This is a genomic window from Rhizobium sp. PP-CC-3G-465 (assembly GCF_004343445.1).
Taxonomy (GTDB): Bacteria; Pseudomonadota; Alphaproteobacteria; order Rhizobiales; family Rhizobiaceae; genus Ferranicluibacter; species Ferranicluibacter rubi.
Genome location: NZ_SLYH01000001.1, coordinates 1,923,914 through 1,940,502 on the forward strand (window position 1 = coordinate 1,923,914; position 16,589 = coordinate 1,940,502).

Annotated in this window: 10 protein-coding genes and 1 tRNA gene; 6 read left to right on the forward strand and 5 right to left on the reverse strand. The window is 63.8% G+C overall.

Annotated features, from left to right (window positions below; translation table 11 throughout):
- The first annotated feature begins 1 nt into the window (after nt 1).
- The 3 genes from hutG to C8J33_RS09115 all read left to right on the forward strand — a co-directional run bounded on the left by hutG (nt 2) and on the right by C8J33_RS09115 (nt 3,111).
- On the forward strand, nt 2-805 hold the full coding sequence (gene hutG, locus C8J33_RS09105; protein WP_132663812.1) for an N-formylglutamate deformylase: 804 nt from the start codon (nt 2-4) through the stop codon (nt 803-805).
- 13 nt (nt 806-818) lie between these two features.
- Nucleotides 819-2,492, forward strand: coding sequence for a urocanate hydratase (hutU, locus tag C8J33_RS09110; protein ID WP_110799984.1), 1,674 nt, complete (start codon nt 819-821; stop codon nt 2,490-2,492).
- A gap of 64 nt (nt 2,493-2,556) precedes the next feature.
- Entirely contained in the window at nt 2,557-3,111 is a 555-nt protein-coding gene (locus C8J33_RS09115; RefSeq protein ID WP_132663813.1) for a HutD family protein, read from the forward strand.
- 46 nt (nt 3,112-3,157) lie between these two features.
- Here the strand turns inward: C8J33_RS09115 and solA are convergent, their stop codons facing one another.
- On the reverse strand, nt 3,158-4,342 hold the full coding sequence (gene solA / locus C8J33_RS09120; protein WP_132663815.1) for an N-methyl-L-tryptophan oxidase: 1,185 nt from the start codon (nt 4,340-4,342) through the stop codon (nt 3,158-3,160).
- Nucleotides 4,343-4,453: 111 nt separating this feature from the next.
- The gene (locus C8J33_RS09125) at nt 4,454-5,686 is read right to left on the reverse strand and encodes a hypothetical protein (protein ID WP_132663817.1); all 1,233 of its coding nucleotides are present in this window, start codon (nt 5,684-5,686) and stop codon (nt 4,454-4,456) included.
- Between the two features lie 409 nt (nt 5,687-6,095).
- Here C8J33_RS09125 and C8J33_RS09130 point away from each other — a divergent pair, with 409 nt between their 5' ends.
- Nucleotides 6,096-6,449: a hypothetical protein gene (locus C8J33_RS09130; RefSeq protein ID WP_207904014.1), complete on the forward strand. Its 354-nt coding sequence runs from the start codon at nt 6,096-6,098 to the stop codon at nt 6,447-6,449.
- Between the two features lie 463 nt (nt 6,450-6,912).
- Nucleotides 6,913-8,883 carry a methyl-accepting chemotaxis protein gene (locus C8J33_RS09135; protein ID WP_245507096.1) on the forward strand — a complete coding sequence of 657 codons (1,971 nt, stop codon included), beginning with the start codon at nt 6,913-6,915 and terminating at the stop codon, nt 8,881-8,883.
- Between the two features lie 352 nt (nt 8,884-9,235).
- Here C8J33_RS09135 and C8J33_RS09140 read toward each other — a convergent pair.
- Nucleotides 9,236-9,312: transfer RNA gene (locus tag C8J33_RS09140), tRNA-His, on the reverse strand.
- A 136-nt stretch (nt 9,313-9,448) separates the two neighbouring features.
- A complete protein-coding gene (locus C8J33_RS09145; protein WP_132663819.1) occupies nt 9,449-9,886 on the reverse strand; it encodes a phasin in 438 nt (145 codons plus the stop codon).
- 257 nt (nt 9,887-10,143) lie between these two features.
- On the opposite strand from C8J33_RS09145, the gene C8J33_RS09150 reads away from it, so the two are divergent.
- Nucleotides 10,144-14,241, forward strand: a complete 4,098-nt coding sequence (locus C8J33_RS09150; protein WP_132663821.1) for an ATP-binding protein — start codon at nt 10,144-10,146, stop codon at nt 14,239-14,241.
- A gap of 325 nt (nt 14,242-14,566) precedes the next feature.
- On the opposite strand, the gene C8J33_RS09155 is transcribed toward C8J33_RS09150, so the two are convergent.
- Nucleotides 14,567-16,519 (reverse strand): acetoacetate--CoA ligase, encoded by a 1,953-nt coding sequence (locus tag C8J33_RS09155; RefSeq protein WP_132664514.1) that lies wholly within the window; start codon nt 16,517-16,519, stop codon nt 14,567-14,569.
- Nucleotides 16,520-16,589 lie beyond the last annotated feature (70 nt).

The following is a 16,589-nucleotide window of genomic DNA, read 5'->3' on the forward strand; positions in this document are numbered from 1 at the left end:
CATGTCCGTTTTCGAGATCACACGGGGCAACTCGCCGGTCATCCTCGCCTTCCCGCACACGGGGACGGACGTACCTTCCGACATTGCCGCCCGGTTGAACGACAATGGCCGTATCCTTGCCGACACCGACTGGCACATCCACACGCTCTATGACGGGCTGCTGGCGGAGGTGACAACCGTGCGCGCCACCTTCCACCGCTACGTGATCGACGCCAATCGCGATCCGGAGGGCGGGAGCCTCTATCCCGGGCAGAACACCACGGGGCTTGTGCCGGAGACCGATTTCGACGGCGTACCGATCTGGAGGCAAGGTGCTGCGCCCACGGCCGAGGACATTTCGGCACGTCTGCAAGCCTTCCACCAGCCCTATCATGCCGCCCTTGCCGCCGAGATCGCGCGGGTGAAGGCGCTGCATGGCGTCGCCATTCTCTATGATTGCCACTCGATCCGCTCGCACATCCCCTTCCTGTTCGAAGGCAAGCTGCCGGACTTCAACATCGGCACGGACAATGGCCGGACCTGCGCGCCTGAGATCGAGGCGGCTGCCGTTACCGTCTCCGCCGTTGCCGCCGGCTATGACAGCGTGCTCAACGGCCGCTTCAAGGGCGGCTGGACGACGCGGCATTACGGCCGGCCGAATGAGGGCGTCCACGTCATCCAGATGGAGCTGGCGCAATCCACGCATCTGGCCACCGAAGCGCCGCCCTTCGCCTATGATCCTGCCAAGGCCGAGCCGCTTCGCCGCCATCTCAAGGACATTCTGGAGCGCATCGCGACGATCGCGCCCACGCTCGCACACTCATAAAAAGGGGAAACCGATGACCAACCCGCGCCACAATATCCGCGACGTCCGCGCTGCCCGCGGCACCGAACTGACCGCGAAATCCTGGATGACCGAAGCGCCGCTGCGCATGCTGATGAACAATCTCGACCCCGAGGTCGCCGAGAACCCGCACGAGCTGGTGGTCTATGGCGGCATCGGCCGGGCAGCGCGCACCTGGGCGGATTTCGACAAGATCGTCGCCTCGTTGCGCGATCTGGAGGAAGACGAGACGCTGATGGTGCAGTCCGGCAAGCCGGTCGGCATCTTCCGCACGCACAAGGACGCGCCGCGCGTGCTGATCGCCAACTCCAACCTCGTTCCGCATTGGGCGACGTGGGATCACTTCAACGAGCTCGATAAGAAGGGCTTGGCCATGTACGGCCAGATGACCGCGGGCTCGTGGATCTATATCGGCAGCCAGGGCATCGTGCAGGGCACCTACGAGACCTTCGTGGAAGCCGGGCGCCAGCATTACGACGGCAATCTCACCGGACGCTGGGTGCTGACCGGCGGGCTCGGCGGCATGGGCGGCGCGCAGCCGCTGGCGGCCGTCATGGCCGGCGCCTGCTGCCTTGCGGTCGAGTGCAACCCCGACAGCATCGATTTCCGCATCCGCACCCGCTATGTCGATGCGCGCGCCGACACGCTGGACGAGGCGATGGAGATGATCGAACGCTGGACGGCCGCCGGCGAGGCGAAATCCGTCGGCCTGCTCGGCAATGCCGCCGACATCTTCCCCGAAATGGTGCGCCGCGGCATCCGGCCCGACATGGTCACCGACCAGACATCGGCCCATGACCCCATCAATGGCTACCTGCCCAAGGGCTGGACGATGGCCGAATGGCGCCAGAAGCGCGAGAGCGACCCGAAGGCCGTGGAAAAGGCCGCGCGCGCCTCGATGCGCGACCACGTGGAGGCCATGCTCGCCTTCCAGCAGGCCGGCATTCCCACCTTCGACTACGGCAACAATATCCGCCAGGTCGCCAAGGACGAGGGACTCGAGAATGCATTCGACTTCCCGGGTTTCGTGCCGGCCTATATCCGCCCGCTCTTCTGCCGCGGCATCGGCCCCTTCCGCTGGGCGGCCCTGTCCGGCGATCCGGAAGACATCCGCAAGACCGACGCCAAGGTGAAGGAACTGCTGCCCGACAACAAGCACCTGCACAACTGGCTGGACATGGCCGCCGAGCGCATCGCCTTCCAGGGCCTGCCGGCGCGCATCTGCTGGGTGGGCCTGGGCGATCGCCATCGGCTGGGCCTTGCCTTCAACGAGATGGTGCGCACCGGCGAGCTCGCAGCACCGATTGTGATTGGCCGCGACCATCTCGACAGTGGCTCCGTCGCCTCGCCGAACCGCGAGACCGAAGCCATGAAGGACGGCTCTGACGCCGTATCGGACTGGCCGCTGCTCAACGCGCTGCTCAACACCGCCTCGGGCGCGACCTGGGTATCCCTGCATCACGGCGGCGGCGTCGGCATGGGCTTCTCCCAGCATTCGGGAGTCGTCATCTGCTGCGACGGCTCTGAGGATGCCGACCGCCGCATCGAGCGTGTGTTGTGGAACGACCCGGCCACCGGCGTCATGCGCCATGCGGATGCCGGCTACGACATCGCGCTCGATTGCGCCCGCGACAAGGGCCTGCGCCTGCCGGGCATTCTCGGCAACTGATCGCACGAACGGCAGGCGTCCGCGCCTGCCGTTCGCTCTCGGCACTTTCCTCCGGAGACACCCCATGACGGTCTTTCGCAACAGCGACCACCGCCGCATGCCTTGGAAGAACGGCGGCGGCGAGACGGTGGAGATCGCCGTCTTTCCGGCAGACGCCTCCATAGAGACGTTCGGCTGGCGGGTCAGCATGGCCTCGGTGGCGACGGATGGTCCGTTTTCGGTCTTTCCGGGCGTGGACCGGACCCTGTCGATCCTCGACGGTCACGGCATGGTGCTGGACATATCAGGCCGGACGCCGGTGACGCTGACGGCGCGCGATGCGCCTCATGCGTTTCCTGCGGATGCCACGACGGAGGCGACGCTCGTCGATGGTGCCATCACCGATCTCAACGTAATGACCCGCCGTGGGGCCTTCGTGCATGCCGTTGAGCGGCGCGTGATCGACGGGGTGACGGAGGTGAAGCGGCATGGCGGGACGCAGATGCTGCTGTCGCTCGGCGATGTCAGCATGGGCCCGGTGCGGCTCGGTCGTCTCGACGCGCTGCTGCTCGATGGCGACGTAACGCTGGAAACGGAGCAGGCCGTGACCGTCTATCTCATCCGGATCGATGCGGCTTAAGCAGCGCACCATCCCCTCTGCGCCCTTACGGCTTTGAGCGCCAAGCTCAAAGCGTCGGGTTTTCGAGGTCCGCGCTCGCGCTTTTCGCGGCGATGAAACGGTCCATTGCGGCAAAGGAGAAGGCGTCGATCGGCAGCTGCGTGCCACCCTCAAGGGCGAGGTCCGCCAGGATTTCGCCGACGACGCTCGTGAACTTGAAGCCGTGGCCGGAACAGGGTGATGCCACGACGATGCGGGGGTCGGACGGCAGGAGGTCGATCAGGAAATCCTCGCTCGGCAGCATGGTGTAACGGCAGGTCGTCGCGCGCACCCGCATGCCGGCAGCCGTCGGCAGGCGGTGGCGGACGAAGGCGTCGAGCAGATCCGTATCACGCGCGTTGACCGGCGGATTGGGCGCATGCGGGTCGATCGGCTCCATGAAATGCGCGTGACGCCCGACCTTGATGCCATCGACGCCGATGGCCGGGAAACCGAAATACGAACCGTTATCCCCCTCGTCGCGGATGAAAGCGGGCATGCGCTGCGGCGTGGTGATGAAGCCATCCTTCGGCTGGTACCATGCGACCACCTGCTTGATGGGCACGGCCTTGCCGGCGAGATCCGGCACGAGGTCGGTGATCCAGGATCCCGTGGCGACGATGACCTTGCCAGCGCTATAGCGGCCGGTGGCGGTTTCGATCGAGATACCATCGGCCTCCGGGTGGATGGCGGTTACCTTTTCCCCGAAATGCAGGGCCGCACCATCGGTCGCGGCGAGCTTCACGTAACCCATGACGGCCGCTTCCGGCCGGAGGTATCCACCTTGCGGGTCGAGCACGGCAATCTCGTCGTCATCGATTGCGAAGGCGGGATGGCGGGCGCGCAGGGCCTTCGCGTCGATCGTCTCCGACGCCAACCCGTGCATTTCGCTGCTCTTGCGGGTGCCGCTGACGATCTTGCTGTCCGGCAAGCCGATCTGCAGCACGCCGGTGATGGTCAGGATGTCCTCGCGCAGCCGGGTTTCCATCGCCCGCCAATTGGCATAGGCGCGCTGCAGCAGCGGCACGTAGGACGGATCCTCGAAGTAGCCGAGGCGGATGAGGCGGCTGTCGCCATGGGAGGAGCCGAGCCCGTGGGCGGGATAATAGGCATCGAACCCGATCACCGAAACGCCGCGCGCGGCAAGATGGGCTGCCGCTGCGCTGCCCATGGCACCGAGACCGATAATAGCGACATCGAAGCGGGCGGTCATGAGGCATCCTTCTCGTGGTCTGGCTTCTCGTGGTCTGAGCCGTCTTCATAGCCTGCAGACAGGGATAGACCATATCGCGCCGCACCGCGCGAGAGAGAAATGGCCGGGCGCCTACCCAGCCTGCCCGCGAACCGCCGGACCTTCGGAACCCGAGGCATCAATGATCGGGATCTCCGGCATTGCGGCTTGCGAGAAGGATGCGAAGTCGAAGGCCGGCAGGGGCCCCGAGGTCATGAGGGTGAAATCGAACGAGGATTTCCGGTCCGGCCCCAGCACATATTGCCGGTGTACGCGCAGGAAATCGAGCTTGATGCGCTTGTAGCGCTCCGCGGACAGAATGTGCTTCAGCCGGATCGTCACGATGCGCGCCGGCGGTGCATCCCCATGGCCGCACAGGGCCACCACGGGCGCCTTGTAGAAATGGATGGAGTCCGTCAGGCACTGGACTTCCAGCCAGTCGATCCCGGTCGCGCGCGCCAGAAGCCCGACGCGGGCGCGCAGGCGGGTGGCGGGTCGCAGCAGCGCGCATTGCAGGATGGCCCCGCCCAGCGTGACGAACACGATGCGGCGGCCCTGCATCAGCTCCGGCTCCCGCTCCAAGAGCGCGCCGATGACATGGGCGGCGATGGTGGAGCCCATGCTGTGGGACGTCACGAGCACCTCGTCGCAGCCGGTATCCCGGGCTTCAACGAGAACCTTGCGGGCGGCGTCGATCGCCGCCTCCAGCCAGAGATCGACCTCCGGCCGATCGAGCGCGGCCATGGCGACGGCGAGTTCCCAATCGGCAAAGAGATGCAGGGTATGGAGGCGTTCGGCCTGAGGTATCAGCACGAACCGGAAGAGCGCAACAGCGGCCGGCGTGCTCCAGAGGAGGTTCCAGGCGGGCAACCCGAGGAGAAGGGGCGCGAGCGCAAAGCCGATCGAGGCGAGAAACGCGAGCGCGACCAGCAGGAACGGGAAGATGAAGAAGAGGCCGAAGCGCCAGGCATGACGGAAATAGCCGATCAGCCCGCCGTGGCGAACGACCTGCACGGCGCTCGCATATCCGGCCATGAGACGGCGGTGAAGCGGCTTGTCCGTGAGCAGCGCCACCAGTCGGTGATGGTCGAAGATGTGGATGCGGCTTTCCGTGTGGTGGCCCTGGCCGGTGGCCGTGGCATCGAAGCAGGGAACCTCCGTGGTTTCCACCAGCGGACCGACATGGAAATAGAGGCCCCAGACATGCGTGCTCTGCACGGCCGCGCGCGCAAAACGCGCCAGGTGCGCATGGGCATCCAGAGGCTCGAAGCCCGGAAAATGCAGGACGATCCGCTTGCGGACGGTAGACGCGTTGCCATCTGTCATGGACGTCCTTTCTTGGCTTCTCCGGCCGGGTTCTGACCGATGCCTGAATGCGCGCTTGTCTTGACCCGATCTGCCGCGAGGCATGATCGCCGGGCAGCGCATTCCCTGGCACAGCCGGATTGCATGAGGGAGCAGGGCATTTTGCCGGACCCTAAGTCCGCCTTCCCTATCCCCTGTCCTCAGACTTGTTCTTTACAAGGGCTGATGCATATCCCTGTTCGGACGCTCCATGCATCAGCCTGGAGGGTTTGGCAATCCTGCCGCGTCCGGAGAGGGCGATGTTCGGCTGCCGTTCATGTTTGAGAGCGCAGATAGCATGACGACGTCTCTCTGGTGCTCTGGGCGGCGACGTGTATCGTGGTTTTGGCGCTTGTCGTTTTGCAGATTGCCCCCTTGAAAGGTTGACCCCATGCGTGCCGTCCTGTCGGTTCTTCTTCTCTCTTCCACCGCCCTCCTCGCCGGCTGCGTCGATGACGGTGCTCGCTACGATAGCGGGCCCCGCTATTCGGCAAGCGGCGTCTATATCCGGGAATCGCGACCCGACATCTACCGCGTGCCGGTCTACACCGAACGCGACCGCCGTCCGCGCTATGATCGCGACAACCGTTACGACCGCGACGACCGTGCGCGGGACGACCGGCGCGTGCGCCGCGAACAGGCCGACCGGGATGCCGGCGACAACGGCTATCGCCGCGACCGCGACGACGACCGGCGTGGCCCGGCACGCCCCGGCTACGTTTGCGAATACCCCTGCATTCGCTGATATCGATCGTTCCAGAACAGGACGGGCGGGTGGAGTACCCCGCCCGTTTCCCTGCTTCATGCAAAGCGCCCTCATGGTCGTCTCGATGCATGTCGTGTGAAATACCGCTCATGCGCGGTTCTTTCGCGCCGGGTTGAAGCGCATGCGCGCTTCCCCGAGACCACGGCCCGCTTCCGGTGCCCGGATCTGTACGCGCCCCGCCGGCCGATTGGTCGTTGCACCCCAGCGATAAAGCACTGCACACCCCATATATTAGGGATTTTAAATTCAAACTTTGTTTAGACTACCACAATAGAACTACACTGGTCGGTTGCAGGCATGATGCCCGTACGATCCCATCCAGCACATGACGTATCGCTTGTACCGTCGGCCTTTCGGTCGTCCGGGCGCTTTCGCACGTCACTGGCGTCGGATCACACTGCCATTCCCCAGATTTGCCCCCCAACACACGTTGAGAGAGCCCATGTCCATTTTCCAGAATGCCAAGGTCGGCACCAAATTGATGATCACGTCCGGGATCAGTATCCTGCTCGTCCTCGGCATCATTTCCAACCAGCTGATCAGCGATGCGAGGACGGCAGAAGCCAATGCCATTCTTGAGCGGGAGCAGATCGTTCTCGACGGAGTCGTCAATGCGAAGCTCGCCCTGAGCAACATGCGGTTCGCCTCGCGTGGCCTGCGCCTCGTCAACAGCGAGGCCGAAACCGGGAAGGCGACGGCCGATGTGAAGACCTATTTCGACAATGGCATGGCCGGCATGCAGAAGCCCCTCCAGGTCGCGCCGGAGCGCGATACGCTGAAGCAGATCGCAGCGCGGCTGACGGACTACAAGACGATTTCGGACAAGCGCTCCGCGGACCTCCTTCTGGCGTTCCAGAAGGTCGGTGGGCGCAAGCTGACGGCCGAGGAAATGTCGGCTGCCGTCGCCACCACCGCCGCCGACAATACGAAGGTCGCGGAAACCACCAGCAAGCTCATCAACGACGCGGTGGAAGACGCCACCGGGATCACGGCTGAGGCGAAAGCATCGCTGAAAGCCGTGGTCGCGCAGGCCCGCACGGTCTCCCTCACCATCAATTCCGCGATCATCCTCATCCTCATCGCATCCGCCATCGTTCTCGTGCGCAGCGTCGGTCGTCCAATCCGTGTGATGACGCAGGCCATGCGCCAGCTGGCCGCCGGGCAGACCGACATCGATCCCGGCAATACCGAACGCAAGGATGAAATCGGCGACATGGCCGGCGCGGTCGAAGTGTTCCGCCAGTCCGCCATCAGCAACAAGCGGCTCGAGCAGGAGGCGGAAGCCGCCCGCGCCCATGCGGAAGCCGAGCGCGAGCGCCTGACGGCCGAAGCCGAAGCATCCGCCCGCGAACGCATGCAGCAGGCGACATCCGGCCTTGCCACCGGCCTGCGCCGTCTGGCCTCCGGCGATCTCGGCTTCCAGCTCGACCAGGCATTCGCCCCGGATTTCGAGGCGCTTCGTCACGACCTGAACGGCGCGATCGGCCAGCTGTCCGCCACACTTCTCTCCGTCGCCCAGGCGACCACGCAGATCGACACCGGAACCCGCGAGATCAGCCAGAGCGCCGACGACCTTTCGCGCCGGACCGAACAGCAGGCAGCCTCGCTCGAGGAAACCGCCGCGGCCCTCGACGAAATCACCGCCAATGTCACCAACTCCTCCAAGCGCGCCGAGGAAGCCCGTTCGATCGCCGTACAGGCCAATGCCAGCGCCGGCCAGTCCGGCAAGGTCGTCGCCGATGCCGTCGATGCCATGCAGAAGATCGAACAGTCTTCCGATCAGGTTGCCAACATTATCGGCGTCATCGACGAGATCGCGTTCCAGACCAACCTGCTCGCGCTGAATGCCGGGGTGGAAGCCGCTCGCGCCGGTGAAGCCGGCAAGGGTTTCGCCGTGGTCGCTCAGGAAGTGCGCGAACTCGCCCAGCGCTCGGCCAAGGCCGCCAAAGAGATCAAGGATCTGATCCGCAATTCGTCGGTCGAGGTGCAGAGCGGCGTCAAGCTCGTCAGCCAGACCGGTGAAGCCCTCAAGACCATCGAGGACTACATCGTCAGCATCAACCAGCACATGGACGCGATCGCGACCTCGGCGCGTGAGCAATCGGTCGGCCTGTCCGAGGTCAATACGGCCGTGAACCAGATGGATCAGGTGACGCAGCAGAACGCGGCGATGGTGGAAGAAAGCAATGCCGCCAGCGCCGCGCTCGCCGGCGAAGCCGAACGCCTGCGCGACCTCATCAGCCGCTTCCAGTTCGGCGACGCCAAACGTTCGTCCGCAAGAACCACGACCCCTGTCGCCGCCGCCAATGCCAGCCACCGCCCGGCAGCCTCCCCTGCCCGCAAAATGACCGCCCAGATCGCCCGCTCCTTCTCCGGCAACGCCGCGGTGCAGCAGACCTGGGAAGATTTCTGATCGGTTAGAATGAGAGTCTAGACGTGAGGAAAACGCCATCCGCGAGAATTTGCGGGTGGCGTTTTCCGTTGGTGCGTCGGATCTTTCGGGTGCACGCGGGCAAAAACCAGGAAAGCGGGTTGAGGATGGTTTGGAGAAAGCAGGCCGGAAATACGCGAGCAGGAGCGTCGTGAGAGCAATGTCGCCGCCATGCCTCCGCCGACGGGGAGAAGCGTACATTCGACGCAGCCGATCGGCGTCATGTCGCCTTGGGAAATCCATTGCGCAGATTGTTCAAGGGCGTAGCCGTGCTCAAGCTCGATGCAGTGCACGAGCCTGAATGATCAGCTGTTTTCATGTCATTGTGGAAAAATGGTACGGTTGGGGGGTCTCGAACCTCCGACCTCAGGTGCCACAAACCTGCGCTCTAACCAACTGAGCTACAACCGCACGAACAAGCATGTCGCTTGGTCGCGTCATTACGGCCATGGGTTCGGTTTGGCAAGTCCGAACTTCGAATTTTGGCCAAAAAACCGGGCGGTTTCCCGTCCGGTTCTGGATTTACGGGGCTTTTCCGACGGCAGGATCAGGCGCGGGGGATGCTGGACAGGGCCTTTTCGGCGGCGTCCTTGGTCGGCTTGACCAGGTTTTCGGCGACCTTGCGGGTGGTTTCCTGCATGCCGCGGGTCTGTTCCATGGCCAGCTCGGCCTGCTTGCGGATGAAGGCCGTCTGAAGTTCGAAGACCTCCGACAGGGATTTGCAGGCGATCAGCGCTTCCATGTGGGACAGCGACGTTTCAGCATTGGTGCGCAGCGCGTCGATCGCCTTCAGGCTCAGCTCGACCGTGCCGGACTGGGCGCTCTCGACCGTGGCTTCGATGGTCTTGCCAGCCTCTTCGGCGGCCGCCTTCATCTTCGCATACGCTTCGCGCGATTGCGTCGCGCCCTTCTCGGCAAAGTCGCGGAAGGTTTCGGTGACCTTGTTCGGGTCGAAATTCGAAATGGAAAAGATGTCCTGAGTCATCGAAGTGTCCTGGTTGGCGTCGGCTTGTAGCGGCGGATTTCGGGTTCTCACCATCTTCTACGACAAATTATGTTGCGATGCAACATAATTTTGCACTGCAACATGCGCCATTTCGTTACATTAACCTTGCGTTAGGAAAGAGGGCGGTTTTCACTGCGAAAACGATGCTCAAGCTGGACCCTTTCGGGGGTCACGGATATTAATAGTCTATTAACGCATCCGGAGACCCGAGACCTCCGCCAGAGCCGGATAGAAGAATGCCCGTGAAATCCTACCCCTTCATCGACATTGCCGTTCATGAACGTGTGCGGGATCATTTCGCGCGTGGCGATGCGGCCATTCTGTTTGCGCCGGATCTGTCGCGGGTGCTCTGGTCGAATGGCGAGGGTGCGGCTCTCTTCGGGCTGGGCTCGATCTATGACTTTCTGGATGGGGGGCCCAGCGCTGCGAGCGTTGCCTTTCGCCAGCTGCAATCGACCGCGCGCCAGTTGCGCGAGGCGGGGGAGACGCGCCGATTTCTGATGCGCATGTCCGCCGGGTTCCAGAGCGTGACCGTGAATGCCGAACTCGCACTGATCGACGTGCGCGCCGGCGAACGGGCGATCCTCTTCACCGCACCGCGCCTTGCGCCATCCCGTGCCGGCCGTCCCGTGCCGGTGGCGGAGATGGCCGCGCGGATGATTTCGGGTTTCGACGATCCGGATACCCACATGGCGGTGCTCGATGGCGCGGGGGCCGTGCTCGCCTCGTCGCCGCAGTTTCAGGCGCTCGGCATGACGCAGCAGACGCTGCTGTCGCTGGTCGAAGCAGTCGGTCGCGATAGCGACTGGCTGCTGAAGCGGCCCGTACCCACGGGCAAGGGAACGCTGCCGGCAGCCATCGGCAAGGTTTCGGCCGATCCGGCGCTGCACCTGCTTTTCGCGGTGGAGACGATTCTCGGGCATATGGATGCAACGAGCGACGTCAGCGTGCCGGTAGAAGCGGCGGCCGCTGCCGCGGAGCCGCCGGCGAGCGCTGAAGCCGCCGATCTGGATGTGCCGGAAGCGGTTGATATCCCTGATGTCGAGGCGCGCGACAGCCATGCGGAGGCTGAAGAGGTCGCGGCCGATGTTTTCGAGCCTGTCGATAGCTTGGATGTCGCGCCTGATGGTTCGTCGAGGGACATCGAGCAGGATGATGAGACGATCGCCACGGCTGCGTCGGACGACGAGGCGCTGGATCTGGTCGAGGACACAACCGTGGCGGACGAGCCTGCGGATGTGCTGCCGGTTGTCGATGAGGCCGCTGACGTCGATGTGACGGACGTGGACCAGGATGTCCCGGCTACGGACGCGCATAATGGCCTCGACGATGTCGTTGAGGAGGCTGAGCCGGCCGGCGTGGACGTTGAGGAAACGTCTTCCGAGGTTATCGACGCCGCAGGCGACGAGGTCGCTCCGTCCGATGACCTAACCGCGAAGACCCATGCCGAGGGTGATGCGAGCGGCGGTGACGATGTCCCCGTTGCAGAGCCCGCGGCTTTCGCTTTCGATCCCGCCATGCGGTCCATCCGGTTCGTCTGGAAGATCGGAGCGGACGGGCGTTTCAGCGAGATTTCGCGCGAGTTCGCGCTGGCGGTCGGCCCGCAGGCTGCCGATGTTCTGGGGCAGAGCTTTGCCGATCTCGCCGCGCGCTTCGCGCTCGATCCCGATGGAACCATCGTGGAGCTGTTGAACCGGCGCGACACATGGTCGGGCAAGACGGTGCTGTGGCCGGTCGAAGGCGAAGCGCTCTGCGTTCCGGTCGATCTCGCCGCCTTGCCGACCTACTCGCGCAACCGGGAATTCGACGGCTTTCGCGGCTTCGGCATCGTGCGGGTGTCCGATGCGGTCGCGGACCCGGCGGCGCGTGGGCTCAACCTTGCCGGCCTGTCGACTGTCGGAGATGATGTGGAGCCGGCGCAGGACGCGGAAGTTCTCGGCGAGGCTTTGGAAGAGACCCCTGCCCTGCCGGACGAGGACTTTGCCTCCGATGCGCAGCGCGAGACGCTGGAGGATGACGGCTCGTTCTTCGTTGCGGCGGATGAGGACGTGTCCTCTTCGGACAAGACTGACACAACCGATACCGTTGCCGATGACCTCGTCCCCCTTGAGGATGGCCTTCCGCGCGATCCCTTCATGGGCGAACGTCCGGCGCTGAAGCTGGTAGAGACGCCATCGCGGCGCCATTCGGACAAGATCGTTCCGATAGACGATGCGCGCCCGACAAGCACCGAGACGCTGACGCGAAGCGAGCAGGCGGCCTTTCGCGAGATTGCGCGTCAGCTGACGACGACCTTCGGCAAGCGCACGGAGCCGGCAGGATCACCGGTCGAAGGCGAGACGGATGCTGAACAGGCTGCGGCGGATCCGGCGACAAGTGCAGAGGTCGGTCAGAACGATGTGCAGGCCGAGGACGCGATAACGGAAGAAGCGGTCGCCGGCGCGCCTGACGAGGTCGAGGCAGCGGGCGACGCCACCTCGGACGCGGATGAGACCTTGGCGGCTGGTGATGATGCCGTCGCTACGCCCGAACCCAGGCCTGCCGATGAGGACAAGCCCGCTGACGCTGCCGAGGGCGTTGCGGATGCCGACGATCATGGGCCAGCCGCGGACGATGCTGCGTTGACTGCGGATGACGAGACGCCAGCGGCGGACGCTGCCGACATGCCCACGGAAGAGGTTCTCGAACCTGTTGCCGCCGGCGAGCTTGAGGGCGACGACGAGGCTGGCGACAAAGATGCAGCACTAAGCCCTGCGATGATCGATCGCCTGGAGAGCGCGGTGCTGATCCACAGCGGTGACGAACTCTATCATGCGAATGCCGCCTTTCTCGAACTGACCGGCTATCACACGCTGCAGGATCTGCGCGTGGAGGGCGGCATCGACGCTCTGTTCGTCGGCGAAGACGAAGGTATTCTCGACGTACCCCCAGGCGCGATGATGATGATCCGCAATGACGGCCGGCTGGTGCCGGTGACGGCGCGGCTGCAGGCCATTCCGTTCGACGACAAGGGCGTGGCGCTGATGATGTCGCTGGTTCTGGTCGAGACGCTGCCGGCCGATGCCTTACCCGTCGAGGACGAGGGGCTGCCCGAAGGCGAGTATGTCGCGGACATCGCCGAAAGCCATGCGGACGCGCCCGAAACGGTCGAGGCAGGTTCGTCATCGATTGCGGATCAGGCTGCGATCGCCGAAGCCGAGGCGCGGGTGGAGGCGCTTCAGATCGAGACCGAGGAGCTGCGCGCGATCCTGGAAACGGCAACGGACGGCGTCGTGGTGATGGGTACGGATGGCGATATCCGGTCGCTGAACCGTTCCGCCAATGCCCTGTTCAACTATAATGATGCCGATGTGATCGGTAAGCCGTTTGCCACTCTGTTTGCGCATGAGAGCCAGCGTGCGGTCATGGATTATCTCGCGGGTCTTGCCGGCCACGGCGTTGCCAGCGTGCTCAACGATGGACGCGAAGTGATCGGCCGGGAGGCGTCGGGCGGGTTCATTCCGCTGTTCATGACCATGGGTCGCCTGTCCTCCTCCAGCGGCTATTGCGCCGTCATTCGCGATATCACGCAGTGGAAGCGGACCGAGGAAGAACTGCGCAGCGCCAAGCGGGCGGCGGAAACGGCGAACGCGCACAAGACGGATTTTCTGGCGCGCGTCAGCCATGAGATCCGCACGCCGCTCAACGCCATCATCGGCTTTTCCGACATGATGGCGAGCGAGCATTTCGGGCCGATCGGCAGTGCCCGCTATATCGAATATGCCAGCGACATCGGCCGGTCCGGTCGCCATGTACTGGATATCGTCAACGATCTCCTCGACATATCGAAGATCGAAGCCGGCGAAATGGAGCTGGACTTTGCCGCAGTCGAGATCAACGAGGCGGTTTCGGAAGCCGTTTCGCTGGTGCAACCGCAGGCCAATGCCCAACGCGTCATCATCCGCACGTCGCTATCGACCTCGGTGCCCAGCGTCGTTGCCGATAACCGTTCGATCAAGCAGATCGCGCTGAACATCCTTGCCAATGCCATTCGCTTCACCCCGGCCGGCGGGCAGATCGTGGTGTCCACAGCCTACGAAGCCAATGGCAGCGTGATGCTGCGCATCCGCGACACCGGTGTCGGCATGACGCGGACCGAGCTTGAACAGGCCATGAAACCTTTCCGGCAGGTAACGACCGGCACGCGCATGCGTGGCGAGGGTACGGGGCTGGGCTTGCCGCTGACGAAGGCGATGGCCGAAGCCAACCGCGCATTGTTCGCCATCAACTCGGCGCCGAACGAGGGCACGCTGGTGGAAATTACGTTCCCGTCGCAGCGGGTTCTGGCCAACTGATTTCCTTTGTGGAAACCGAGGCTCGAAAGGGAGGCAGCCATAGGGCTGCCTCAAGTTGAGTGCTTTCGAACACGTATAATCGACATCATGTCGGAGATCCGGCTTTGCCGGCGCAAGGTCTGTCATGGACCTGCGAGAGCCCAACCATGACGGTGCGGACGATAAGGAAGACTTAACAACCGCTCCCTGCAATCTTGTCGTTGAAAGACACGATGCAACCTCTATGGCAGGCTTTCCGGCGGAAAGCGCATGTTTCCGGCGGTCATTATTTATCCCTAGACTTACGTCATAGCGGGATTTCGGAGCCTCGATGCTCGCGCCTGTCTCAGGCCCTGAGATCCTCAAGATCGGCATAGAGATCCAGTGCTTCCGGATTGGCCAGCGCTTCCTTGTTCTTCACTGACCGGCCGTGCACCACGTCGCGAACGGCGAGTTCGACGATCTTGCCGGACTTGGTTCGCGGGATGTCGGCGACGGCGATGATCTTGGCGGGGACGTGGCGGGGCGAGGCGCCGGTGCGGATGCGGGTGCGGATCGCCTTGACCAGATCGTCATCGAGCGAGACGCCGCTGGCAAGCCGTACGAACAGCACGACGCGCACGTCGTCGTCCCAATCCTGCCCGATGCACAGCGCCTCGGCGACCTCCTCCATCTGCTCGACCTGATTATAGATCTCCGCCGTGCCGATGCGGACACCGCCGGGGTTGAGTGTGGCATCCGAGCGGCCATGGATGATGAGGCCCCCATGCGCGGTCCACTCGGCAAAGTCGCCATGGCACCAGATATTGTCGAAGCGATCGAAGTAGGCGGCGTGGTATCGGGCGCCGTCGGGGTCGTTCCAGAACATGATCGGCATGCTCGGAAACGCCTTGGTACAGACCAACTCCCCCTTCTCGCCCCTGATCGGGCGCCCCTCGTCGTCCCAGACATCCATGGCGAGCGCCAGTCCCGGCCCCTGGATCTCGCCGCGCCAGACGGGCTTCAGCGGATTGCCGAGCACGAAGCAGGCGACGATATCGGTGCCGCCGGAGATGGAGGCGAGCTGGATATCGGACTTGATGCCGTCATAAACGAAGGTGAAGCCCTCCGGCGACAGAGGCGATCCGGTCGAGGTCATGACACGGAGGGCCGAGAGATCGTGAGTCTCTTTTGGCATTAGCCCGGACTTCCGAACGGCATCGATATATTTCGCCGAGGTGCCGAAGACGGTGAAGCGTTCGGCCTGCGCAAAGTCGAACAGGACCGAGCCATCGGGATAGAAGGGCGAGCCGTCATAGAGGCACAAGGTGACACCGGCGGCGAGACCGGTGGCGAGCCAGTTCCACATCATCCAGCCGCAGGTGGTGAAGTAGAACAGCCGGTCGCCATCCTTCAGCCCGCAATGCAGAACGTGTTCCTTCAGATGCTGGACCAATGTGCCCCCGGCCGAATGCACGATGCATTTCGGAACGCCCGTGGTGCCGGAGGAAAAGAGGATGTAGAGCGGATGGGAAAACGGTAGCCGGCGAAATGACAGGGCCTGCGCCTCGAACGGGGCGATGAAATCCGGCAGCGTGCGGCCATCGGCGAGCTTGGAGACCAGCGCATCAGCCTCTCCCGCATAGGGAATAACGAGCACGGGAATACCGAGCCGGTCAGACACGGCCTTCACCTTCTCCGACACATCCTGGCGCTTGCCATTGTACCAGTAGCCGTCGCAGGCGATGAACAGTTTTGGCGAGATCTGGCCAAAACGGTCGAGCACGCCCTGTTCGCCGAAATCAGGTGAGCAGGACGACCAGATGGCGCCGAGCGACGCTGTCGCCAACATCAGGGCAACGGTCTCCGGCAGGTTCGGCATCATGGCGGCAACGCGGTCGCCCTCGCCGATACCGAGCGCGACCAGCGCCTGTTGCAGGCGGGATACCAGCGCAGCCAGCGCATCCCAGGAGAGACGGGACGAGACCTTGTCCTCGCCGCGGGACACGATGGCATCGTCGCTGCCGGTTTTCCGCAGAAGGTTTTCGGCGAAGTTGAGGCTGGCATCGGGAAAGAAGCGGGCTTGCGTCATAGGGCCGTCATCGACCAGCGCGCGGGCGCCCTTGTCTCCGACGATGCCGCAGAAATCCCAGAGATCGCTCCAGAAACTGGCACGGTCGGCCACGGACCAAGCGTGAAACGCATCGACATCGGCAAAATGCACGCGGTGCCGCTTGCTGCAGAGCGCCATGAAGGCCGTCAACGGCTGCGCTTCGATGGAGGCTTGCGATGGTGTCCAGAGCGGCTGGTCGGAATGCATCATCTTCCCCTCATACGCGGCACTCGATCTATAACACGTCGTCGCGCGGGGTAAACGGACCTTGGCGAAC